At 42.3% G+C, this 22,543-nt stretch carries 28 protein-coding genes; 5 read left to right on the top strand and 23 right to left on the bottom strand.

The features are described 5' to 3' along the window. Positions 1 to 32: 32 nt before the first annotated feature. The 3 genes from DWY95_RS08980 (at position 33) to DWY95_RS08970 (ending at position 1,900) form a co-directional block, all read left to right on the top strand. The gene (locus DWY95_RS08980) at positions 33 to 446 is read left to right on the top strand and encodes a hypothetical protein (protein WP_118553255.1); all 414 of its coding nucleotides are present in this window, start codon (positions 33 to 35) and stop codon (positions 444 to 446) included. Between the two features lie 17 nt (positions 447 to 463). Further along, on the top strand, positions 464 to 1,108 hold the full coding sequence (locus tag DWY95_RS08975; protein WP_118553254.1) for a hypothetical protein: 645 nt from the start codon (positions 464 to 466) through the stop codon (positions 1,106 to 1,108). Positions 1,109 to 1,693: 585 nt separating this feature from the next. After that, a complete protein-coding gene (locus DWY95_RS08970; protein ID WP_118553253.1) occupies positions 1,694 to 1,900 on the top strand; it encodes a hypothetical protein in 207 nt (68 codons plus the stop codon). Here the strand turns inward: DWY95_RS08970 and DWY95_RS17070 are convergent. From DWY95_RS17070 to DWY95_RS16865, 3 genes are all read right to left on the bottom strand, one after another. Further along, positions 1,884 to 2,036, bottom strand: a complete 153-nt coding sequence (locus DWY95_RS17070) for a hypothetical protein (RefSeq protein ID WP_158577552.1) — start codon at positions 2,034 to 2,036, stop codon at positions 1,884 to 1,886. The genes DWY95_RS08970 and DWY95_RS17070 overlap by 17 nt on opposite strands. A 167-nt stretch (positions 2,037 to 2,203) precedes the next feature. Next, positions 2,204 to 2,815 carry a hypothetical protein gene (locus tag DWY95_RS08965; protein WP_118553252.1) on the bottom strand — a complete coding sequence of 204 codons (612 nt, stop codon included), beginning with the start codon at positions 2,813 to 2,815 and terminating at the stop codon, positions 2,204 to 2,206. Then, positions 2,787 to 2,984 carry a hypothetical protein gene (locus DWY95_RS16865; RefSeq protein WP_147365960.1) on the bottom strand — a complete coding sequence of 66 codons (198 nt, stop codon included), beginning with the start codon at positions 2,982 to 2,984 and terminating at the stop codon, positions 2,787 to 2,789. Before DWY95_RS16865 ends, DWY95_RS08965 begins: the two co-directional genes overlap by 29 nt. A gap of 182 nt (positions 2,985 to 3,166) precedes the next feature. Here DWY95_RS16865 and DWY95_RS08960 point away from each other — a divergent pair, with 182 nt between their 5' ends. After that, positions 3,167 to 3,367 carry a hypothetical protein gene (locus tag DWY95_RS08960; RefSeq protein ID WP_118553251.1) on the top strand — a complete coding sequence of 67 codons (201 nt, stop codon included), beginning with the start codon at positions 3,167 to 3,169 and terminating at the stop codon, positions 3,365 to 3,367. Between the two features lie 59 nt (positions 3,368 to 3,426). Here DWY95_RS08960 and DWY95_RS08955 read toward each other — a convergent pair whose 3' ends face one another. Then, entirely contained in the window at positions 3,427 to 3,759 is a 333-nt protein-coding gene (locus DWY95_RS08955) for a hypothetical protein (RefSeq protein WP_118553250.1), read from the bottom strand. A gap of 287 nt (positions 3,760 to 4,046) precedes the next feature. On the opposite strand from DWY95_RS08955, the gene DWY95_RS17545 reads away from it, so the two are divergent. Continuing rightward, positions 4,047 to 4,172, top strand: a complete 126-nt coding sequence (locus DWY95_RS17545; RefSeq protein WP_279220021.1) for a hypothetical protein — start codon at positions 4,047 to 4,049, stop codon at positions 4,170 to 4,172. 604 nt (positions 4,173 to 4,776) lie between these two features. On the opposite strand, the gene DWY95_RS08950 is transcribed toward DWY95_RS17545, so the two are convergent. The 19 genes from DWY95_RS08950 to DWY95_RS08865 all read right to left on the bottom strand — a co-directional run bounded on the left by DWY95_RS08950 (position 4,777) and on the right by DWY95_RS08865 (position 22,402). Next, positions 4,777 to 7,218: a phage tail tape measure protein gene (locus tag DWY95_RS08950; protein WP_118553249.1), complete on the bottom strand. Its 2,442-nt coding sequence runs from the start codon at positions 7,216 to 7,218 to the stop codon at positions 4,777 to 4,779. Positions 7,219 to 7,348: 130 nt separating this feature from the next. Beyond that, on the bottom strand, positions 7,349 to 7,882 hold the full coding sequence (locus DWY95_RS08945; RefSeq protein ID WP_118553248.1) for a hypothetical protein: 534 nt from the start codon (positions 7,880 to 7,882) through the stop codon (positions 7,349 to 7,351). Between the two features lie 10 nt (positions 7,883 to 7,892). Next, the gene (locus DWY95_RS08940) at positions 7,893 to 8,882 is read right to left on the bottom strand and encodes a tyrosine-type recombinase/integrase (RefSeq protein ID WP_118553247.1); all 990 of its coding nucleotides are present in this window, start codon (positions 8,880 to 8,882) and stop codon (positions 7,893 to 7,895) included. A gap of 34 nt (positions 8,883 to 8,916) precedes the next feature. Beyond that, entirely contained in the window at positions 8,917 to 9,426 is a 510-nt protein-coding gene (locus DWY95_RS08935) for a hypothetical protein (RefSeq protein ID WP_118553246.1), read from the bottom strand. A gap of 1 nt (position 9,427) precedes the next feature. Then, the gene (locus DWY95_RS08930; RefSeq protein ID WP_118553245.1) at positions 9,428 to 9,901 is read right to left on the bottom strand and encodes a DUF1064 domain-containing protein; all 474 of its coding nucleotides are present in this window, start codon (positions 9,899 to 9,901) and stop codon (positions 9,428 to 9,430) included. A 28-nt stretch (positions 9,902 to 9,929) separates the two neighbouring features. After that, on the bottom strand, positions 9,930 to 10,313 hold the full coding sequence (locus tag DWY95_RS08925; protein ID WP_147365959.1) for a hydrogenase maturation nickel metallochaperone HypA: 384 nt from the start codon (positions 10,311 to 10,313) through the stop codon (positions 9,930 to 9,932). Beyond that, positions 10,313 to 11,113 (bottom strand): hypothetical protein, encoded by an 801-nt coding sequence (locus tag DWY95_RS08920; protein ID WP_118553243.1) that lies wholly within the window; start codon positions 11,111 to 11,113, stop codon positions 10,313 to 10,315. The genes DWY95_RS08925 and DWY95_RS08920 overlap by 1 nt, the downstream gene beginning before the upstream one ends. A 50-nt stretch (positions 11,114 to 11,163) precedes the next feature. Beyond that, entirely contained in the window at positions 11,164 to 11,886 is a 723-nt protein-coding gene (locus tag DWY95_RS08915) for a hypothetical protein (RefSeq protein WP_118553242.1), read from the bottom strand. A 14-nt stretch (positions 11,887 to 11,900) separates the two neighbouring features. Continuing rightward, complete coding sequence (locus DWY95_RS08910) at positions 11,901 to 12,380, bottom strand: hypothetical protein (protein WP_118553241.1); 480 nt, start codon at positions 12,378 to 12,380, stop codon at positions 11,901 to 11,903. After that, positions 12,377 to 13,402 carry a hypothetical protein gene (locus DWY95_RS08905; protein ID WP_118553240.1) on the bottom strand — a complete coding sequence of 342 codons (1,026 nt, stop codon included), beginning with the start codon at positions 13,400 to 13,402 and terminating at the stop codon, positions 12,377 to 12,379. Before DWY95_RS08905 ends, DWY95_RS08910 begins: the two co-directional genes overlap by 4 nt. Positions 13,403 to 13,414: 12 nt before the next feature. Beyond that, positions 13,415 to 13,915, bottom strand: a complete 501-nt coding sequence (locus DWY95_RS08900) for a hypothetical protein (RefSeq protein WP_118553239.1) — start codon at positions 13,913 to 13,915, stop codon at positions 13,415 to 13,417. Between the two features lie 15 nt (positions 13,916 to 13,930). Then, a complete protein-coding gene (locus DWY95_RS08895; protein ID WP_118553238.1) occupies positions 13,931 to 14,632 on the bottom strand; it encodes a hypothetical protein in 702 nt (233 codons plus the stop codon). Positions 14,633 to 14,700: 68 nt separating this feature from the next. Then, entirely contained in the window at positions 14,701 to 14,832 is a 132-nt protein-coding gene (locus DWY95_RS17540) for a hypothetical protein (protein ID WP_279220020.1), read from the bottom strand. 51 nt (positions 14,833 to 14,883) lie between these two features. Continuing rightward, positions 14,884 to 15,999: a hypothetical protein gene (locus tag DWY95_RS16860; protein ID WP_147365958.1), complete on the bottom strand. Its 1,116-nt coding sequence runs from the start codon at positions 15,997 to 15,999 to the stop codon at positions 14,884 to 14,886. Between the two features lie 456 nt (positions 16,000 to 16,455). Next, complete coding sequence (locus tag DWY95_RS08885) at positions 16,456 to 17,280, bottom strand: hypothetical protein (protein WP_118553236.1); 825 nt, start codon at positions 17,278 to 17,280, stop codon at positions 16,456 to 16,458. 96 nt (positions 17,281 to 17,376) lie between these two features. After that, positions 17,377 to 17,853 (bottom strand): hypothetical protein, encoded by a 477-nt coding sequence (locus tag DWY95_RS08880; protein WP_118553235.1) that lies wholly within the window; start codon positions 17,851 to 17,853, stop codon positions 17,377 to 17,379. A gap of 27 nt (positions 17,854 to 17,880) precedes the next feature. Further along, positions 17,881 to 19,428: a hypothetical protein gene (locus DWY95_RS08875; protein ID WP_118553234.1), complete on the bottom strand. Its 1,548-nt coding sequence runs from the start codon at positions 19,426 to 19,428 to the stop codon at positions 17,881 to 17,883. 11 nt (positions 19,429 to 19,439) lie between these two features. Further along, on the bottom strand, positions 19,440 to 21,065 hold the full coding sequence (locus DWY95_RS08870) for a hypothetical protein (RefSeq protein WP_118553233.1): 1,626 nt from the start codon (positions 21,063 to 21,065) through the stop codon (positions 19,440 to 19,442). Positions 21,066 to 21,082: 17 nt separating this feature from the next. Continuing rightward, positions 21,083 to 22,402 carry a hypothetical protein gene (locus DWY95_RS08865; RefSeq protein ID WP_243082680.1) on the bottom strand — a complete coding sequence of 440 codons (1,320 nt, stop codon included), beginning with the start codon at positions 22,400 to 22,402 and terminating at the stop codon, positions 21,083 to 21,085. Positions 22,403 to 22,543 lie beyond the last annotated feature (141 nt).

Here is a 22,543-nt window from a genome sequence, read left to right as displayed (position 1 = left end):
AGTTAATATCGATTTCGAGGAGAAGAGAAATCATGGAAGAATATGTACGGTATTGCCCATTTTGCGACAAATATTACCATAAAAGAGATTTGTTGTGCGCGTTTTGTTTGAGAGATACTATTCTATTGCCTCAATGGAACGGAATGAGCGAGCAGAAAAAAATCAATTGGAGGTTTACAAACAGACCCAAAAGAGATATCTCAGAATTAGACCCGAATTTTGTTAAAGAGATGCAAGATAAAGCCAATGCCTTTGACGCTCAATATAGAGCCGATTTGGAGGAGAAAGAACATCCGAAGTATGTGCCTACCTGCCCAACCTGTCATAGCCCCAACATTCACAAAGTATCAACCACGGCAAAATTAGTTGACGCCGCCGTTTGGGGACTGCTGGCGCGTAAGCCTAGAGTTCAGTTTCATTGCGATAACTGTGGTTACGAATGGTAAGAGGGAAGTGAATTAGAATGTCTCTAGCACTAGCTGTCTGTAACAAAAACGGTATTGTTGTATCCACTGATGTGTGTACAACAATTACACTAACGGACCCTGATACTAATAAAATAGTGGAAGAATGGCACGACAACTTTGCTCAGAAATCTTACCTAACCAAACAAGGTCACGCAGTTGCATTCACCGGAGCTGGCGAATTAGATAATAAACAGAAAACACATATTGTAATTCTTGACCTCTTAAAAATTTCTGACATGATGTTAATGTCCGTAAAAGAAGAGCTCAATTTTCTCTTACAGGAATTATCAGCAAGAACCAGCAAAAATATTGTTTACCTAATCGATGCGGCTATTGAAGATGGAAATAACGTCATTCTTTATACAGACACAAGTAGTAAAATAGTTCACCCCAATATTGGGATAGACTATGCTGTGGCATCTGGAATGCACGACGTATACACAGAAGAGTTTCATAAAGGCAACTACGATATTAGTAATATGGACTTCTCTAATATGGTTGACTTCGTAAAGAAAATGACTTCTTTGACCGCAAAGAAATATGACTCCGTAAGTGAAGAAGTCGATTTAATCGTCATAGATGATACTGAATCTTACCGCGTGACAGAGATCCCTCGTCAGCCATACATAGTTGATCCGTAAAAGCTTTGAATTCTTCGAACGCAGAAAAACATTTCTGCTCCCAAGAATGAGTTCCTTTGTTCCAAATTTTAGCTTCAACACTTCCGTCCTTTGAGTTATTACAATCAGACGCAAAATAGTTTTGATCTTTTTCGTAATGTGCAAAATAATACATAAATACCTCCAAAGAAAAGGATGTGAATTAACGTGTCTCTGATTATGGCTCTGGCGAACCAAGACGTGTGGTAACAAATCCGTTTGATGGTGATAGCCAACTCGAAAAAGACTTTAACGATTTTGACGCTAAGGTGAGAGCCGAGAGGGAAGAGGCGCTGAAACCAAAACTCCAGAAGTAGCAAAACCTGTTTACACCCCAAAATGCCCCGTCTGCGGATGCCCCCATCTCGACAAAATAGGTGCAGGCTCTAAACTGGTTGATGTAGCAATTTGGGGATTTGCGAGTAAGAAACCTGGAAAGCAGTTTAAATGTAAGGCATGTGGGTATGAGTTCTAACATTCTACGTCAAATGTGACCTCCCGTTCTCTTTACATTTTGTCTTTTTATGGTAGACTTAAATAAAGACTAGAAGAAAGGAGGAGACTACAATGACTAGAGAAGAATTTAATAAGATTCTTCAGGACGAGATCGAGAAGAATCTGAATGATTTTGCCAACGTTCTGTCGGAAAGAGAAGACAAGAAGATAACAGTTGAGCAAATGGTCGCCGCTGCGTACAATATGGCAGTCACAGACGCCACCGCATCTCTTGTTGCTACTCTCGAAAAAATTGGTGTACTCAAGTACGAAGATTGAGTTGTGAAGTGATTTTTTGAGGCAGTCCCTTAACAACTTCCTCAGCTAATACTTGAGTGTTACCAATAGGTTCTCGCTGCCCCTTGATATAGTCAAGAAAGGCAGTGAGTTCTTTTGTTTCAATTTCAATTTTCATATACGAATTCACCTCGATTAAAAAATGCAAAGTTGGTTGATGTAGCAATATGGGGCTGGGCAAGCAGAAAGCCCGGCAAACAGTTCAAGTGTAAGAATTGTGGGTATGAGTGGTGACAAAAGAAAAGCCCTGCTACACAAAGTAGCAGGGTAGTGGTCGTATTTGTTTTAACGCAGAACATACTTTGCAGTTTTGGACTCAGGGTTTGGATACAAAATTTCAAATTGCTTAACTCGCTTTGTTGGAACGCATAAAACAGCATCAGTGTATGGCTTTTGTGCAGCCTCATCCATATCTTTTCCAGCAGGCGTTTTTGCATAGCAATAATTCGTCAGTGTAATATACTCATCGTCTGCATTCTCAAACAATCCAAGAATATATGTGTCATCATCCATATGGAGTGTAAGCAAGTTTCCTTCTGGATCGAGATGCCTTGTCCAAACATTGTCACCAGAGTCAACACCAAGAAATTTCGACACATTGCGTCTTACACAAATCGAATTCTTTCCTTTATAAAAAATGATAGCTCCGATGATTCCAACTAAAACGTACACAACAATTATCGGAAATCCAGCAATTGTAAACCGTCCTAGCAAACGGTCAGCGTAATCCACACAGTATTTAATTACGAAACCAATGGCAATACTAAGAGTGAGATATCCTTGGTATTCCATTTTCCGCAAGGATAACTTAGAGTAACACCATACGCAAATAGCACCTGGAACAAAGATATTGAAAAGTGTCTCTACATTATTTATTAGTTTGATTATCTCTGTCATCTGCTCCTCCTTCTTGATTATAATTTGAATGATTGTCGCTATGATTTCTCAAATATGTTTCCAGTGGATTTGCAGAACTACCATTCCCTGAATATGTATATTCAGTCGGTTTCCGATTACTGTAAGTCGAAATTTCATAATCCGGCACATGCTTCTTATTGTTTTCCATGATTTAACACTCCTTTTACAAGAGTGTATCACGGTTCAGAGATAGTGTCAACTAAACTTTGCTACACAGGGCTCCACAATAATCCAAAACAGAGATTGACAAGATATTACGATATATCCTATAATAGATAAGCAATCACTATGTACTATGCTAAAATTCCAACTGAAAGGAGGTCGCCAGTTATGACGCATAAAGAATTTAATGAAATCTTAGAGACTGAAACGAACAACGGTATCGATCTTTTAATGCAAAAAATGCGAGGACTCGAGGGAAAATCTCAAACTGAGCAGATAGCCAATATGATTTGTTTAAGTATGGGCGCTACAATTAAAATTATAATAGCCATACTTAAACAGTGCGGCGTTATCAAATTCGAAGACTAAATAGCAAAAGCCCGGCCTCCCAGTAGTAGGGAAGTCGGGCTTTGTTTTATGATGATACCTTACTTCAAAAGTTCAGCGATATCTTCAGCAGTCATGCCATTGGCCAGTGCGTTGGCAACAATGTCTTCTGCCTTTTTGCGATTCAACTCTGCCGCAATCTTTTCATCGGCATCAGCCTTTTTCTTTTCGAGTTTTGCAATCTCTTTATTGAGTTTTTTCAGCTCTGCTTCTTTTGCTTTTTTCTCAGCATTCAGTGCAGCAATATTCGAGCCGAGAGATGCGATTTCTTCAGCGATAGATTCCGCTGCGGCATTCTTCTCAGCGATCTGCGCTGCATAATCAACGCCATCAAGAACCTTTGCTTTGTTCTTGCTTCCTTTGGGTCTAGCCATAATAAAATACCTCCATATATTTTGGATACACGATTGTACTTATATTATAGCCAGAAAACTTCAGGAAAGCAATCTCTTTTTTATGTATTATAAATTACATTATAGTGATATTGACAGGATATGACAGACGGGTGTATAATAATCTGGCAGTCAAGGATTCCGCGTTTACTTTCTTCCTTTCATAGACGTGTATAGGCGAACGTCCTCCCATTCAGCCGAAAGGCGAGAAGGAGAATGCCATATCTTTTACTCCCTTTCGGTGAGTCTACCGAGAGGAGTGATGTGTAATGACTATTGAGATCACTACGGTCTACTATGTCGCAATGCTGATTTTCGGCTTTGCTGGCTTTGTCAAAACGCTTCTTGAGATTTTCAAGATGTTACATCATCATAGCGAAAGCCGTGATAAGTAAAAGAGCCGCCTATTAGCAGTAGGTGGCTCTTTCTGTGATGTGAATGTGTCCAAGCATTTACATTGCATTTTAAACTGTTCACCGAGGGCTTCGTCTATAGGAGTCCTTGGCTGTTTTTATTATACACTTTTTAGAGTACGCTGTCAACGAACAACAGTGTACTTTTTCTTTTTGTTCAATTATTCAATCATTTTTCTCTTACTTGTATCGCGCCAGAGAACAGCGTGTCTCCTCATTCCACCTACTTCTTTAAGTCGTCTGGTTACGTCTGAGGTGGACTTCTGAACTTTCGTCCAGAACTGACTATCCTTCCAGTGGTTGCTCACTGACCCTTTTTAGTCGATGAACCTTCCGCTCTCCTACATTATATAATAGGGGAGTGGATCGGCTGCTGACCGCCCATTGTAAATACTACTTAGCACTCAATTATTACCATATTTTAACAATACGATAAAACCGAGCTTTTATCTCAGCATATAGCATCCATATCCTTGTTTCTATCTTTCGATTCCTACATTATATAAATATAGGCGATATGGCTCTTAGGGTTTCCCAGCACTCTAGGGGCTATTTTATTTTTACATGGTGCCGCATCCTATATTTTTTATACACAACAAATATAAGAGGGCATATTAACTTTACCCGCACCATTCTTGAGCTTTCCGCTCATCTGCATTACAGACAACACGCCAGAGATGGCAGCTGTAATGGCCGGAATAGAACCTGCAAGATTAACCATCCCGTCTGCTGCGTCAACAATCTTCGTAGCAAGAGTCACAAAGAACTTGACTAGATCACTACTTAGAACGTCGTTTGAGAATTTCTCAAAGCTGGCGTTAAGCCGCTTTAAACGACCCTCAATTGAGTCCATCATACGCTCTTGTTCGGTCATTGCCGAATTAGAACTGTTAGCGGCATCCTCCATTGATTTTTCAGCAATGGAGAATTGCTCGATCACGGAAAGTACCGCATTCGAGTTTCTTTTGCCACCAAGCATCTCTGTGACGTTAGCTTTACTAACATCAGTAAGTTTATCCCATACGGCAGAAATCTCTTTTAGGATCTGATATGTACTCTTAAATTCTGTACCGGCGGAATCCTTCATAATGTCAACGCCAGTCAGAGACTTCAACTCGCTTCGAAGTTCCGAAACAGAATCTGCCATGTCATCAACTGAAACACCAAATGCCTCCGCGTCTGTCTTACTGGCTCGCAGATACATTGAAATTGTTTTCAAAGTTGTGCCTACGGTATCCGGGTCCTGAAGTACAGAGTTGGCTGCACTAATCAACGAAACGGACTCTTCAAACGAGTTCCCGGCTGCCGATAATGCACTTGCCGATCTTACGAGTGCCTCCGCAATACCACTTTCGGAGATGGGTTCGTTGTTACCCACCGAGTTAAGAACATTGACGACGTGTTCTACTTCGTCAGCTTCCATTCTAAATCCCTTTAGAATAGAGACTAGATAAGAAGCTGCGTCAGATGCACTATCAATTCCATCACCAATGTTACTTAGGACAGTGGACCACTTTGCAAGCTCTTGTGATTCGTCCAGTGTATAGCCTAGACGAGACCATTCTGCTGTACTATCAATAACATCCGAGATAGAAGCGCCAAGCTCACGCGCCTGACTTGAAGCAGACGACAAAAAGCTTGAGTATGCCGATTCAGTTTCATTTGTGACTTTTTTTAAGTTAGTCATAGATGTGTCTATCTCTACGACATTATTATAAACCTCTCGCAGACCCTGCTTAACCATAGCAACGCCATACATTGCAACGGCAGTCTGGAAGTGTTCCTTAAATAGACGAGACAGCTTTTGACTTAAAGTTTCAGTTGTCGCACCACATCTGTTGGCTTCGACCTCAAGGCTTGATAGTCTTGCGCTGAGTTCGGTCACATCGCCTTCACAACCAGATGCTGCCGATTTTATGCCATTTATGCTATCAATCAAGAAAGAATATTTGCTTTTATTTGAAATCGAGTTTTCTAACTTTGTTGCGCGTTCGTAGACACTTTTGAATTTTGTCATGTCAACATTGGCTTGCTTTAAATCTCTAAAATCAAACCCAAGCTCTTTCAGATGTTGACTCGTAGAATTGAGCGTTCCATCAAGTGCTTTACAATTTTTATCAAAGTCTTTAACAGCCTTGCTCGGATCTGTATTTTCAATAAGAGATAACTGTTCTCGAAGCTCTTTTATTTTGCCAGATGTATTACCAGTGCCGTCTTCACCATATAAATAAGTTTGAATATTGGAATTTTTATAATTGGAGTTATTCTTGGCATAATTCTCAAGAGCCTGAATTTGCTTTCTACGATTTTCATAAATAGATTCTTGCTGCTTTAGGGTGCGTTTTAAGTCATCTTCGGTTGCTTTTTGCTGTTTTTTTAGCTCTTGAGTTGCATTATCTGTGCCATTCAATGTTTTCCTGCTTGCCTTGAATTGCGCATCGGAATCCATGTTTGTTAGCTGTAATTTTTGTTTTTCAGAAAGAACATTTTTTATATTCTTATATAGTTCTTTCATCTGAGTATTTGTTTTAGTCAGCTCATCATTTACAGCTTTAAGTTCTGATTCTTTCTTACCATTTGCAGTTAATGCGGCTGAATCGACCAGAAGTTTTGCTCGTTTCTGTTCAAGCTGATAAAGTTTTTGAAATTCATCATCTGACGAATTTGCTTTAGCGCTATTTTTTACGCTCCCAGTGTTGACCTTAACCGTCTGCTTGGCCGCAGAAGCCATAGCTTTCTTTAACTGTGCGGTTACTTTGCTCTGGTCAATCTTGACATCAAGCGTTACCTTCGGGGTGATGATTTTTCCGCTTGAAATCATACTACGCAAAGCGGTATTGATGTTCTTTGCGGTCTCATTCTGATTCAACCCAAAGGCCAGCTTAATCGGACTATTTTTATATTTTTCTTTGACGGACTCGAATTGCTTATCGAGTTCTGCTTTACTCGTATCAAGAACGACCTTGACCTTTATGGCCGTTACAGAGGAAGTATCAGCACTACTTACGGTGTTTGTGTTATCCGCCATACCGTTGGTCACCTCTCTTTTCCATTTTCAACATTCCTTTCAAAACAAAAAAGAGAAGCGGCCAGCTCCTTAAAGCCAGCCCTCCTCTCATTGAATTTTATTCCAAATAAATTCTCATAAAAGATGGCTTTTACAATCCATGTAAAGCCGTCTTAACAATCATTGCCGCCTCGAGTTGAACAGGTTTAATGAATTCTCTTTTTGGACGTTTCATTTTTGCACCTTCGCTTCTGAAATACCATTCCAAATCCATCCACAATCCATGCTCAATCCAATTTGCGAACATGGTTCCACCAACAGCCTCGTCTTCTTCATCATTGAATCCAATATTAACGGCTCTTGGGTCGTCATTAAGCCCATTTCGCTTATCTATTCCATACTGAACCTCAGAACGATCTGTGCTATGATTAAGGAAAACTGATGGCTCTGGTTTGGCAATATCCTTAACAATTAGTGAAATTACGTTTCCATTACGAGAAACATTGCTAACAATATTTTTGGCATCAGTAATACCTGATATCCCGTATTTTGGATGGATGTTTTGTTTTGCACTTTCAAGCAAACGTGCTTCTAGCTGTGGAGCAACATCATCACGAACAATACGTTCCACACCATCTGCCACATCGCTCAATATGTCATCGAAGTTTGTGTATGACTGTTTCATTCACTCCACCTCAAATCTCAAACCGATCCTTTGCAGACTGAATTTTTGTCGTATCCTTCTTGATGTAATACTTATTGGTCACATCTGTACCGGCATGATTGAGCAGGGAAGAGACGTCCTCCAGACTCATACCAGCATTCTTCAGCAGGGTAGCACCACTATGCCGGAAGTCATGCGGGTGCAGCGTAGGCTCATCGATCATCTCACCAATCTTCTTACACCAGTCGCCAGCAGTGCTTGAAGTAATCGGCATCCAAGCTCCATTGATTTTTGTACCAACAAACACATAGCCGCCATCCTCAATATCATGCTCAGTGCGGTATTCCTTCAGCGCTTTTAAAAGCTCAGAAACTTCCTTGCTGAACATCAAATCAACAATTTTTCCTTCCTTCTCCAGAACGTCATGCACCATACGATTCTCATAGTCGATAGACTTCCAGAGCGTATTCCGCACGGCGTTGACACGAGCCATCGTAGACAACGAGAACAGGGCGTATAACCGCAGCGTCATCGCATTATCTTTCATGTGAACTGTGGTTGCAGATTCAACCAACGCATTCAGCTTCTCTCGCATCAACTTGACCTCATCCGGCGTAAGATATGTCTGCTTCACAACAGCCACATCCTTGGTTGGACGGTCAATAAACTCCATCGGGTTTTCTTTGATGATTTTCTTTTTGCGAAGATACCGGTACAGCGCAGAAATCGTACTCATGCGCCGTTTCATGCGAGCAGAGTTGTTTCCGTGCTTCTTACAATAGAACAGAAATTCCTCAATATCTTCTTCTTCAAGTTCCGTTACAGGGGCATTACCCTGATTGTCCAAAACATAAATCATCCACTGCTTGAAATCCGATTCATAATTGTAAACAGTAGACGGGCTGAGATCACGGATGCCCATATCAGTCTCATATCTATCCCAGTATTTCAAAGACACTGGGTTCACGTTCTTGAACTTCTCAGCATCCCATAACTTCAGCGGTTTACTTCTTGTAGCCATATTAAAATTCCCTCCAACCCACCTCTAAAAGTGTTTATTCCTTTTTATCTTTTGCCAGCACAGCAGAGATCTCCTGCTTATTATCCAGCATGGCAGAAGTTACTTCAGAAAACTTTTCAACATCAAAGTCTTTCAAGTTGCCCTTCACATCATTCAAATAGTTCTCCATAAAGTCAACGAAATCAGAAATAGGGTCAGGCTTCTTAATAATCTCGTTGAGCTTGCCACAGAGACCAAGAACCAACCATTCCTTATGAGAACGGTCAATCTGCTCGTAAACGGCCTTCTCCAGAGAATCATACTGATCCCAGAACGCAGAAGTATCACAACCAGCCTTGTTAATCTTGAAATTGAAAGATTCGTAAGCAATACGAGGCCACTCACTCTGCGGCTCGCTACGATAGTCATAATCTGCAAAATACTTCAGGATAGTCAACCGGAACACAACATCGAGCAGTGCAGGCTGATAATCACCATCGATAGTACATGTCTTGACTACCTCATCAAGAAACTCATTTCGCTCCTGAAAATTTAAAACCTTCATTTTATCTCCCTTTCGTCTGTGCTTGCTTTAATTTCTTTCGCTCTTTCCGAGCTTTTTTTAGGTCGTCATAATCGACCCAGCCTCCATCGATTTTGGAGTATGTGATCCAGCGGTAATCTACATCAGGATACTTGAACCAGAACATCTTGCGCTTCATCAAAGCAACACTATCAGCGAATCCCTTCGTATCAATCACTTGTTTGCTGCCATCTCGATATGTAATTTCATAGTCCGCCACATAGTCAATCTTCCGCACCGCTACGTCCTTGCCGTCCTTATCGACCCGGCGGAACGATTCTTGCAGAAGAAATGGGACCTGCTTACGACACTCTACAATTTCGCCGCTTGCCAGCCTTGGCAATACAATATCTCGATAAAACAACATTTCTGCCTTACTATCATAAACTACGCCATCATATGTTCTATCTGCTGGATTCTTACTGACATTAAACTTCGTTCTGTTCTTTTTCTCCATAAAATCACCACGAAAAATAAAGGGGCGGTTATGCCCGCCCCTTACGATTTGATGTTTTCTTAACTACCGGCTTCACGGGCGTTTCATCTTTTACATCACCAGATGACTCATTCTCTGCCTTTGCAGGCTCATCTATGATTTCATGGAAAATGTCACGAACAGCCGGGATGAAATTTTCCACCTCGGACTCCGTAATATTCTTGTACTTGCGTGTCAAAAGAGTAGTCAAGTCTGCCTTTGCAGTCTCTTTTGAAATAATTCCCTGGCGATACTGGTTTACAGCAGTCCACACAAGAAAGTGTGGCTCAGTGTCACAAATCATTCGCCAAGGGTTAAGACGCGCATCCTGCTCGCAATGCGGGCATACCGGATATTCTTTTCCGCAAGTACGGCACCAATTCAGATTTGCCATTAGGCAGCAGCAGTCTCAATACGGAACAGGCGCTTGTCTTCAGAGCAGTATTCCTGAGTAGCGCTAATCTTGACCGGATGAGCCAGCTCATTAGTGAAAGTCATATCGATAGCATTGTCCATCTTGGCATTCGGGAAGATGATACGCATCAGCTTCTTATTTGCCTTGTCGCAAGGATTGTAGCAGAATGCCTCAATCACGAACTCGCCCTCGGTAGAGAACTTATTGGCGCTATCATTGATAGCAATGCCCTCCTCGCTCTCGTACTGATACTTCACAACAAAGCGGTCGCCAGCCTTCAGGTTTGCACCAGTGGGCAGAGTAACCTCAGTGCCAGAAACAGAGAACTGAGATTCGGCGGTCTCACCCAGCTCAAAGGTCTTTAGTGCATTACCCTGACCATCGACCAGATCAATGTACTTAAAGGGGGCATTTGCAACAGCAGCCTTGGGGGTATGAGTCAGAGTCAGCTTCTGGCCGTCGGCAGAAGTCAGATACTCAACAGTGGTAAAGACCTGTTTTGCTGTAGAAGAAGCAACCTCCTTCTTGGAGCCCATCTGCTCTGCCAGAGCACCCAGATGCATCAGAGCATTAGACCAATCCGCCTCGGCAGTCTTGCTCTTGTCGAATGCCATGATGTTAACGCCCTGTGCATCCTGAGCATAAACGGTCTCGCCACCCAGAGTCAGCTTGAAATCCTTAACCTGATTCATGGTCCACAGGCGCTTGCCGTTCAGGTCATACTCGTGAATGCGATGAACGCGGTCAATAACGACCTCATTAAAATTAAAATCGCTCATAATTTTCTTCCTTTCAATTTATTTGGATAAAATAAAAAGAGCAAGGTAAATCAGTCAACCTTGCTCGTCCAATCCAGTTGTGATTTTGAAATCTTTCCAAACTCCACGGTGCCAGCATAAACGCCATGCATCGTATTGTCGTAGTTCTTTATTTGCTGAATCTTTCTTACATGATTCATAAACACACTCATAGGGTAGTCCATAGCCTTGAAGTAATCCGCTTTAAAGCCGGAGGAGCACGCCATTGAGAGAACAAGCTCCGCAAGTCGTGGCTCATAACGCTTTATTTTCTGATACTCCAAATTATCTCTGGCTTCCTCTATCATTGCAATCCTTGTCGGTTCGTCAGCGGCAAATTCGGAATGCTTTTCAATTCCATTCGCAGCACATAGGTACTGAGAAATTGTTTCATACACTACATGGTCAATACGGGTATCCGTAAGTCTGTTGTGTAACACAATTTCACCACTTATGTTATCTTTTGCCATTACAAACCCGGAAATATCCATATCGCCAAACAAAATAGACATATCTTGATTTTTGTTGCCTATAAAGAGCTGCCGAAACATTTCAAAGTCCGAAATTTTTTGCCAATCAACCCCAACAGAGTCAAGTTGTGCTTTATAGTCGCTTGATGTAGAGCAGAACAAATAAACCAACTGAAAATACTTTTGCTCACCATAATCGATAATATCACCGACAGACGGCATGTGAATCGTAATTTTGTCGTTGATTTTAAAGTCTCTTCCACGCATCAAGCTCGGCTCGTACATTTCTCTAAGCTCCATTAACCACACCCCACAAGGTCATCCAGATCCTGCGTCTTAAACGTCATAATTCGCACACGATGGTGTAAATCCATGTTGTCCTCGATATTGGATGTGATTTTAAGTTGCTTAATTCCAAAAATTGTACTGCCGTGTAATTCTTTCTCCACTAGACCGCTCAGATAGTCAACTCGTGTTGCTCCACCATGACCTTTCATCTTCATCAACGCCTGATTCACAATAACCCACACAGTAAGCGTAAAGTTCTCGTACCAGTCATTAACATTACTGCGGTCAGTCATGTTTACCTTAAAACAAATATAGCTGTGTGCTGCCTCAATCGTGTCGGGAATATGGAAGTATGGGAAGATATATGTATAAATTGCCTCATCTGGCTCTTCAATATCATCATTACCCATCGCTTCAACAAGCCCATCCGTATTGACCAACTTTAAAGCTAATTTGTTTTTGTAGTCCGTAATCAATTCACTCGTTGTCACAGCAAGCTCACCACCTTACATTCAATGGATGTATTTGCCGTACCATCTGCATTTGTCAGAGAAATTCTAACAGTTACGCCATCCATGATGCTATTATTCAAAATACGAATTTTGAAAACACCATCCGTAGCAACCTGTGTTTCAACAAAACTCTTAAACTCATCAAGGCAAATAAAGCTCCACTTTGCAACTTCCGCAACCTCTTCGCCCGTAATACTTGTGAATACCGGAGTGAATTTCTTCCAAGAACCACCAACACGAACTTCCGGCTTGCCTGCGTACTTAATAGTGGCCGTTACCTGAGAATCCGCATCTGGCTCATCACTCTTATTTGGCTCAAAATAATCACAAATCATCTTCTCGGCATTGTCCGTCTTACTGTTATACTGATCCTGCCGGATATTCAGCACAAGGAATCCCTGTGTCTTACCATGCAACTCATAACGCTCTGTACTCTGGTCAACAGAAGTCGTAACATATGTTTTCGGCTCTCCATTGATGATTTCCAGCATAAAGCGCTTATCAAGGTCAATCAGTGCAGTCTCATCATCAAAAGGCATCTGCACTTTATACTCACGTTGACTCAGTGAAGTCACAACAAGTTCCTTATTATTTGCGTAATAAGGCTTACTCAGTGTTGCCCAACGAGATACTATCTCACCAGTAATCGGATTTTGCCATTGAATCTGGCGGTTACACAGCTCCATTTTCCCACGAAGAAAAATCTCATCATTTGGTTCTATCTCAGTTACCAGCCATTTACAGTTGTAGCAGTCAACAATATCACCAAGATTCAAAGAATCACCGGGATACGCCCAAATCTTCTTTTCCTTGGCCACACTGTTACTACGGCTGACGACCAGTTTCTGAGGCAAACCATTTACTAAAGTATTATCCTCGTAGTCAACACTATCCTTGAAGTGTGCAGCGAAGTCACGTTTCGCAAAAGCAATTTTGACATCCTTTTTATTAGACATCTTTGCGGCACCGCCAACAGCTCGCACCCTCGTATAAAAGTCCATCGGTACACCTCCTTACTCAGAGTAGGAAGCGTATGTATCATAGTCGATGGTCTTACGCTTGCGGGTCGAGCGGTCTTTTGCCATATAGTTGTCCAACATCGTCATATTCTCCTCATGGATGTCTTTCACAAGAGCACGAATGCTCGTGCGCTCGTTAGCAGGGGAGAATACCTGTAAACTTGTAGGAAGGTCCTGTGCGCTAAATGCTTTCAACTTCCCAAACTCTCGTTTGAAATGCTGCTCTAACATCAAATGTGCAAGCATATCAATTTCGTCATATGTAAGGTCTAAGTTGAATTCCTCTAGCTCAGAATCGTAATCATCAAAGCTAAAATTCTCTTCAGGCTCAATATTTCTGGAAACAACAGAAAGTGACTCCATCAAATAACTCTTTGCACGGTCATGTACAAGATCTCTTACCTCGTTCTCGTTTAGGTCAAAATACTGAAAGAAATTACTATCAGTCTCGACTAACTCGTAGAACTTGTCGTATACCTGTGAAAATGCGGTCACATTATCCCTCCAATCTTACTCGGCGGGAACGGCCTCCGCCTTTTCTCCATCAGCCTTCTTGCGGCTACGCTTAGTAGTCTTCTCAACAGGAGTGTCCTGTGCCACAGGCTGTGCACCAGCCATCATAGCCTGCATCTGTGCCAGTGCTGCCTGCATCTGCTTCTGCATTTCAGCAAGCTGGTTCTTTGCGGCCTCAAGCTCCGCCTGAACATCAGCAGGGGCAGACTTGGCCGCAGGCACAACAGACAGCTCACTGTTACGCTTGCCAGCACGAAGCTCCTTATAACGCTCATCAATCAGGCGCTTGACCTTAGTGGACAGGTCTTCACCGGCATTCGTCATGCGATAAAAGCGACCACGAATACGCTCAAACTGAGCACCATCCTTAATGTCAATCATTCGCTGAAGATTCTCGACAGTGGGATTCAGAATCGCATCATCAATATCCTCAACGAACAGAACGTCGTCACCTTTAACGCCAATAGCCTTAAAGATTTCATTCTGCTCTTCAGGGCGAAAACGCAGAACACCATTCTTGAACGCAGAACAAGTGCTGTTCATATACATAATCTCCTCCGGCGGAATAGGAATCACACAAGGCTCTTCCACACTACCGGGCTCGAAAGTATAACCCTTACCGTTCAGTGACGAAATGGTAACCACGTTATCGTCGCAGTTCAGAACGTCAATAAACTTCTTTTCCATCACGGAACTCATAATTTGTCTCCTTTTCTATAAAAGCGGAGACTTTGCGGTCTCCGCCCAGATTTGTCTTTGGTAAAAAATTACTGCAGAACAATCTTAGCAACACGATCGATATGATCAATGCTGTAGCCGAAGGTGAAGTCCTTGACCATCAGATGAATCTTTTCGTTGTTGTTGTCGTGATCCTCGTAAGTATGAGTCTCACCCTTCATGTCAAGTCTTCCGATCTTGCCCGCAATACCATAAATACGTTTCCAAAATTTTTAAGAAAAATGTTTATCTAAAATATTTTCTACATTATCAAAATCTGTGTAGGGAATTCTGATAAGTTTGATTCCATTACGATTACAATATTCTGTTTTTAAAGAATCTTTCTTTTGCTGACTTTTATATGTACTAATAGAGTCGGATTCGGTTACACTCTTGCTAAACCTAACAGGCATAAAATGTTGTTGCCCGTCGTATTCAATGCAAGTGTTTTTTGATGGTATATAGAAATCAAAAGGAAGCTGCCGTTCATTTTTACAATCTTTAAAACGGTATTCTCGTATGTAATCAATGCCATGACTATCGAGATAATTGCATACTTTTTCTTCACCATGAGAAGAACAACACTTTGGACATCCATGCCCGCCAAGAACTGAATTGACAGCTGTTGACCATTTGTAACCACATTTCTTACATTTAAAATTTGCATGAGATAATATATTTTTATATCCGCTCAAATACTCAACACTTGGAGAAACCGTTCTTAGTCGTTCTATCATTTCAGACTCTAAAATATGTGCTCTCCCAGCACATTTTGGACAACCAGAATTTTTATTATTAAGTATCGTATCAGGAATTGCGGTCCAATGGTAACCGCAAACATCACATGCAAAATCCACTTTCACAGCAACACGGACATATTTTGAAAGAACATGAATAGTAGGAAATCGTTCACGCATTTCTTTTAAGAATTCATCTTCCGTTCGTCTGTTTGCAATCCGTCGATAACATTCTGGACACCCATGTCCATCAAGCAATGTATGAGGTATGCCATTCCACTCATGCCCATCAAGTTTACAACGACAATGCACTCTCGCATTGTTTGTTGTGTATTCAGATAACAACTCAATATTAGGATTTACTTCAAACAGCTCCGTGGAAAATTGTATTGGCGACTTTCTTTTTTCTGCTCCACGCTTAGAGGCAACACATGCTTGACACCCACGATTATCAAGCAACATTCTTGCCTGTACTTCACGTACATCACCGCATACTTTACATTTCCTGGTAATCTTTTTTCGAAGACCATTATATTCGGATAAAATTTCAAAATTTGGGTTTACATCAAACACTTCTTTTTTGAAGTCTTCTGTCGTTCTCATTGGTGTCATCCATGCTACCTCCTTTCTTGCAAAATAAAAGCCAGACATTCTACACAACATCTGGTCAAATTAAATATTAGATAAACATTATACCGGACGCTACTCCGTTCTTGTTGCATCTAGCAACCTCGTACTCTCATACGAGTGAAGACTATATCTTCACCCAGTAAAAACACTGGGGCACACCACTTCGGATGCCAAACACTTGCATCCTAACCGCTCCCACGCGGATAGTCGTTGAACCTTTTCCTTTTCGGAACTTGGCTGCTGATTGCCCATTATTTTATGTTTAGGTTTTAACCATGCATCATCTACAATTTTCTTTCTGCTTTCGCGACCACCCATCTAGGCATATTTCATCCTTCTGTTTTGGTAATTGTAGTTTTAGGGTTTTCCAGCAATTCAATGTGTATTTTTTATCGTGATTTGCATCACGACTGGACTATTTTATGTAAACTACATAGTTTAATCCGGGATCAGCAGGGAACCATCACCCAGCTTCTTGGCAGAGCTAATACCAGTAATAGCAACACCATCGTAAGTCTTAACCAGACCATAACGGTTAAACTCGTCCTTAGCTGCGTCAGACAGATACTCAGCGTAGCCGGTCATACGACGCATCTTGGCACAGTACTTCATCAGGCTGACAGTGAAGGGATTACCACCATCGGCGTACTCATTCAGATACAGAGCCAGAGCGTCCATGTCCTGCATAGTGGGCTCCTTACCCTGTGCATCGATCTTCTGCTCGCCACCAGTGATAGCGTCATCAACCATGCTGAAGATGTCATAGAACATCTGGTTCTTCAGAGCCTCAGTCATAAAGGTGGTCAGAGTTGCCACACTCTTCCAAGCATTGCGTCTTACATCCACAAAGCTAAGATCAGCCTCGATCTGCTTATTACGCCAGACGGGCTTAATGGTCTCGTAGTGCAGGTAAGACTTCGGCACGTTGCCGCCCTTGGCTGCATCATAAGCCTTCAGGGTGTTCTTAACAGTACGACCTGCCTCATAATCATCAAACTCACCAACATTACCACGCTCAAACATGGAGTCCAGCAGCTCATCAGGTGCACCATACAGCTCATCAGTCACGGTGCGGTTAACAAACTGAGCAATCTCCTTGTTGGGGTCACCCTTGTCAATCAGCTCCTCAACATGAGCGCCAACAACCTCAGCAATTTCCTTGTCCTCGGCATCCATAGCGCGATTGTACTGAGTCTTCTCAGCAACTTCATAAACACGACCAGGCTGCTTCATCAGCTCGGCCACTTCAATATTCAGTGCCATAATTCATTTCCTTTCTCTTCGCGCAAAATAAAAGAGCTACCGCCAAAAGACGATAGCCTTAAATTTCACGTATCGTATTCAAGTTTTTTCTCTCAATCAAGCAACAGTCTTTGCCTCGGGCAGCACACTGATCATAATCAGCTTGTGGCCGTTGTCGTCCATCACACCAGCAAACTCAAAACGAGAAGTACCAGTAGTAGCAACCTGCCATTTACCGTCAGTGTTGACCTCCAGCAGCTTGCCGACATTAGCATCCTGTGCATCATCTGCCTTATACTGGTCTGTGCCGTACAGCTCACCAGCATACAGCGGAACGCGCTTCACCAGCACACCTGCCTTAATCTCGGTGACCATCTTATCATAGTCATCAAAATTAGTCTGGCTTGCATAGATGCCCTCCGGGATAAACTCATGGGCAACCATCTCGATGCCCTCAGCGGTAGCTGCATCAGGGAACTTAACCTGACCAGCCTTGTGGTCAACCTGAACACCCATACCGGTGACCATAGCGACCTTTGCGGCATAGTTAGCGGGAATATTCTTCGCGCCGTTCACCATCAGTTCACGAATCATAATATTTTTCCTTTCTCTCAAATGTTATTACTTGCCCAAATATTCCCGCCATGCGTCACGCTTGTTAGCGTTAGTGGTGTTATACTTGGTTTCATTCAAATTCAGCTTGATACTCTCAGGCTTATGTACCTCAGATGTCTCAATCTTCTTTTCGGCAGGAGCCTTCTTAGCGGCTTCAACGCAACGCTCGGCAATCACACTCTTGATGCCGGTCTCATCCAGATTATCAATCAGACTTGCGTAGTTGCCACCCTCAGAAACCTCAGCTTCAGTAATCATCTTGCTGGAGATTGCGTACTGACGCAGATCCTCCTTCTTCTGTGCAAGCTCCGCAGCAGCTTTCTCAGCAGCTTCCTTCTCGGCCTGATCCTTATATGGGGTCAAAGAAGCAACCTTTTCCTTTGCACTCTGCAATTCAGTATTCAAGCTTGCAATAGTGTTATTCAGCTCCGCAATCTTGGTGTTGACCTGAGAAACAGAAACAACCAGAGTGATATTCTGCGGCTCGCCAAGAGAAACCTCATTGCCCTCAACGGTATAAGGGAACATGATGTAATCAAGGCTATTGATAGGACCATACTTTTTACACCAAACGGTATGGTCCTCCGGGAACATCTCTACCAGATACATATCAGAATTGATCTTACGAACTTCCATTCGCAGCTTACTCATGATATCATCAACAGTCAGACTGGAAGTCTCTGGAGCGGGTTCAGTGCCGGTTTCAGGTTCAGTCGGGGGAGGGGTTTCACCGCCTTCCTCGGAAGTTTGAACATCAGGCTCTGCCGGAGTAGTGGGCTCAGTGGTAGACTCAGTAGCGGTCTGCTCTGCCTGCTCAATCTCGGTGGGATTCTCAATCTGTGCGGTTTGAGTTTCCTTATCCTTATTCAGTTCCAAATTTTTTGCCTCCTTTTCATTAGATTCTATATTTGAAATCTCTTTTGTGTCCTCAATGTAGGCATTTGCCAACTCAAGACCAAAATCGGTTTCAGCGACTTCAAGCAGTTTAGAACACTTATATGCCGGTTCAACATTTGCACCAAGCAGACAATGTGCAGTAAACACGCCATCGTCAATAATTTTTGTCATGCGGCCACCCACGATTCCCTTATGAGCTTTCAGCACATCAATTTCCCAACTTGTATTCAATGTGCCACTCTCAATACGGCGCAGAATCGTCGCACAAGCTTTTGGATATCGCTTCCAGATCTTACAAGAGGCAACAATAAAGTCGGTATCGTCAATTTTCTCGATACCGACCGATTGAAAGCTACCGAACGCATCAGTGTCAAATTCGGCAGTCTTGTATTCATTGCCGTCAGCGTCTTTTCTGGTGACGACTTTCATATTGTGACCGGAAAAATCCAGCTCACCCTTTGGAGCTACAACCAACTTACCAACAAGCGGGTTGCCAACCAGTGTACTCATCCAACTTTCAATGGTTTCACGGTTCAAAGCAACCTGATTTCCATTTACTGAGAAATCACAAATGACAAACTTGGCAAGATAGTGGTCTGGATGCTCCGTAATCTCAGAGCAACAGATGTTTCTACTATAGAAATACTCCTTACTCATCGTTCATCACCTCACTTACTATCTTCATTTCTTTGCTGGTCATAAATCTGTTTTTCAGTTTCCTCGCCCTTTGGACGGCCTGTCTTTTTATCACTGTCACCACCGCTTGAGTTGCCGGTTGATGTATAAGAGGTCTGTCGAGCCACAAACACATCATCATAACCTTCCTCAGTTTCGGCCTGACGTTTACGGAGTTCGTCTTCAGCATGAAGCCCCATGTACTCGTAAGCAGTCTTGTAAGAACAATTCAAGGTGGTAAACAGGAACTGAGCAATCGCCTTCTTCATCTCCATACCCATCATTTCAGTAGTAGAGACCTTTACATCAGGGCAGTACATAGTGTCCACACCTGCATCTTCAAGGCGAATACGATACCATCGCTTTAATACATCCTCAATCTGTTCCGCAATCTTACCGATATTTTTCATCAGCTGGTCAAGAGACACCTTTGCAGTTGAAACAGTCTGTTGACCATCAGTGTTTAAGAAACTAATACCTAAAGCTGCCATTTCTCGGTTACGATACTGTTTGACAGTCTCGATATTCGTCATCTCAACCTTCGGCTCAACATATTTGATATCCTTGACGTAGGGAGCAGTCGTCACAAGCACGGTATTTTGCTTCCATGCACGCAGCAGGTTATCGTGTGCCGTCACCTGTTCAGAAAAACCCTTCTTGTCTTTGTTTGGACCCATCAATTCAGGGTCAAGCTGTTGCCAGATGATTTTCTTTGCCTTTGCCTTAGCATTCACACGGTCCGAAGTATCAAAAGTCTCAAGCATCAATGCCGGGCGTAAGGCGCGGAATAGGGGAGAAACACCATACTTCTGACCCATATTGCCAATGCGAATTACACCACAGTGGTCAACATCAAGCTTCGCGTATGTATCACCGTTTTTGAATGCCTGATATACCTCGTCTGGGTAGTTGTTCTGAATCTCAGTCTCCTGATTTTCAAAGAATAGCGCTTTATTCTTCTTATCCTTCAGCATAGACTTGCTTAAAGCGGATTTCAGCTTAGACATATTGATAAGCACAACAGGCTGTCCATTTGATAGGTAATCACTTATCTCAGCAATACCAAGAGGGTAGTAGTCTACAATGTAGTTCTCATCTTTCTGACGCAGATATGTAATATAAGTGCCCTCTGCGTAAGTCATCGGAATGGCAGCACGTAACAGACTTCGCACATTGATTTGTGTGTTGAAATCATCAACCACTTCACGGGCGTAATTTACCTGTTTTGTCTTATTACGCTGTTCAGGGAACTGCGCAAAACTGCATTTAAACTCCGTATTAACATTCGCTTCAATCGCATCATAGGTAATACCAATTAGGTCATCTTTATTGATGTAATTACGGATGATTCCATTGACCGTCTGCACATTCGTCAGACTCGACTGTAACCCTCGTGCAAGTTCATCAATTCGGTCAACCGTCAGCGTTTCAGAGGAGGCTGAAATTTTCAGGTATGTACTATATTGCTTGTTTTCAGGATCATAGGACGCGATAGCATGGCGGATAACATTGTCCATTCTTTCTTCCGAAAGCTCGTTTACAGATGTAAGCACAACAGTACCATCATCTGTCTGTGAAGCAGTCACGACATCAAAATCTTCCTTTTTCTTTCTTGCCACATTTTCACCTCCTCTGCTTAGAAGTCAATGTTAGAAATACAAATCGGCGGAGCAGTCATTGTCTCCACCGCAGACTGGCGCACTTTATCCTTACGACGTAATTCGTATAGACGATGAGCAAGCAAAATAGCAACATAGAACCTATCATCGTGAATTTTATTGGCAACATCGGGTGCCAAAGCATATGTTACGGTCGTGTTTTCAGAGTTTGTCGTTTTCTGAATGCTTGTAATCTCGTTCTTCATCAAGTCGATATTAACCCATGCAGTCTGTTCTTCTAAAGTGAGTTCATGCGTCTTCAAAATTTCTTGACCAGTTGATTTATCCACGCCGTCTACTACCTGAACGTAATCTCCGCCGTTATATTCAAGAGGGAAGTGAATGACGCCAAGATTCATCAACTCAATAAATTCCTCAACCATGGCAGTACGGAATTTACGAGGACTAATTAGACGTAGCTTATCAACAGCATCTGGGTAACGGGCATCATATCCTTCATATAATTCATGATTTGCGTCGATAAAACCACGATGTTCCGCACCTGTTTTATCGGTCCAATTATTAAGCAAACCGTCCGCATATGTGGAAGTACCACCGCCGCCAGCGCCTTGGTCAATCATCAATCTATCAATGTACTCGTAATCAGGATTTTGACCATTGTAATGTAGAATCAACTCATGTAACTGCTCAAGCTGACGATTAGAATCGAGCTTGAATTTTTTCTCATTTGCAATATCAACCATGTTCACGCAGTTGATAATATCTCCACACATGCCGTTTTCTGGATCGTTATAAATACGCATAACACCAACAATAGAATTATCCATTGTGCGGGCAGGATCAAACGCAAGAATATACTGATAGTTCTTATCCCAATAAAGCTGTGGGATATACTTTCGCTCATTGCGACGAACTGTACCCCATTTGATAATCTGGTTTACGCCACCATCACGGCTTGGGCGATTATAATATTCACGCAACGCCTTCATTTTATTTGACTTTAGAGCGGCTTCCACTTTGTCTCTTGTCAACAAAGCCTTGTATGGTTTACCATTCATATAGACCTGAATTGCAACATCGCAAATCATGTCGCAAACAAAATAATCACGGTCACCGGCAATCATACGCTTTGCAAAGTTTTTATAATAACGATAGAATAGTTTATCCATCGTATCCTGACTCGAAGCATACACAAGTTGTGTAGGAACCTTGCGCGGTTGTGTCTCGGGATTATAGCTGTCGTCTGTATCAGTCACGAAGTCTGTGTTCTGAGTTGCAAATGCTTCACAGACAACAATCAATTCGTCAGCACAAAACGCTGCCTCATCAAAAAACACAAGACTGGCACGGCGACTTCTTGCACTATCCGGGTTGGAGTTCAGTGTACTGATGGAACTACCATTATAAAACTCAACAACATACCCGGCGGGATTATGACTAAAACCACTCTTATTCGTCGCAGACTTTTTCGTTTCCTT

The organism is Faecalibacterium sp. AF28-13AC, from assembly GCF_003478405.1.
GTDB classification, from domain to species: Bacteria; Bacillota; Clostridia; order Oscillospirales; family Ruminococcaceae; genus Faecalibacterium; species Faecalibacterium prausnitzii_E.
This window is presented reverse-complemented; position numbering and strand designations above follow the sequence as displayed.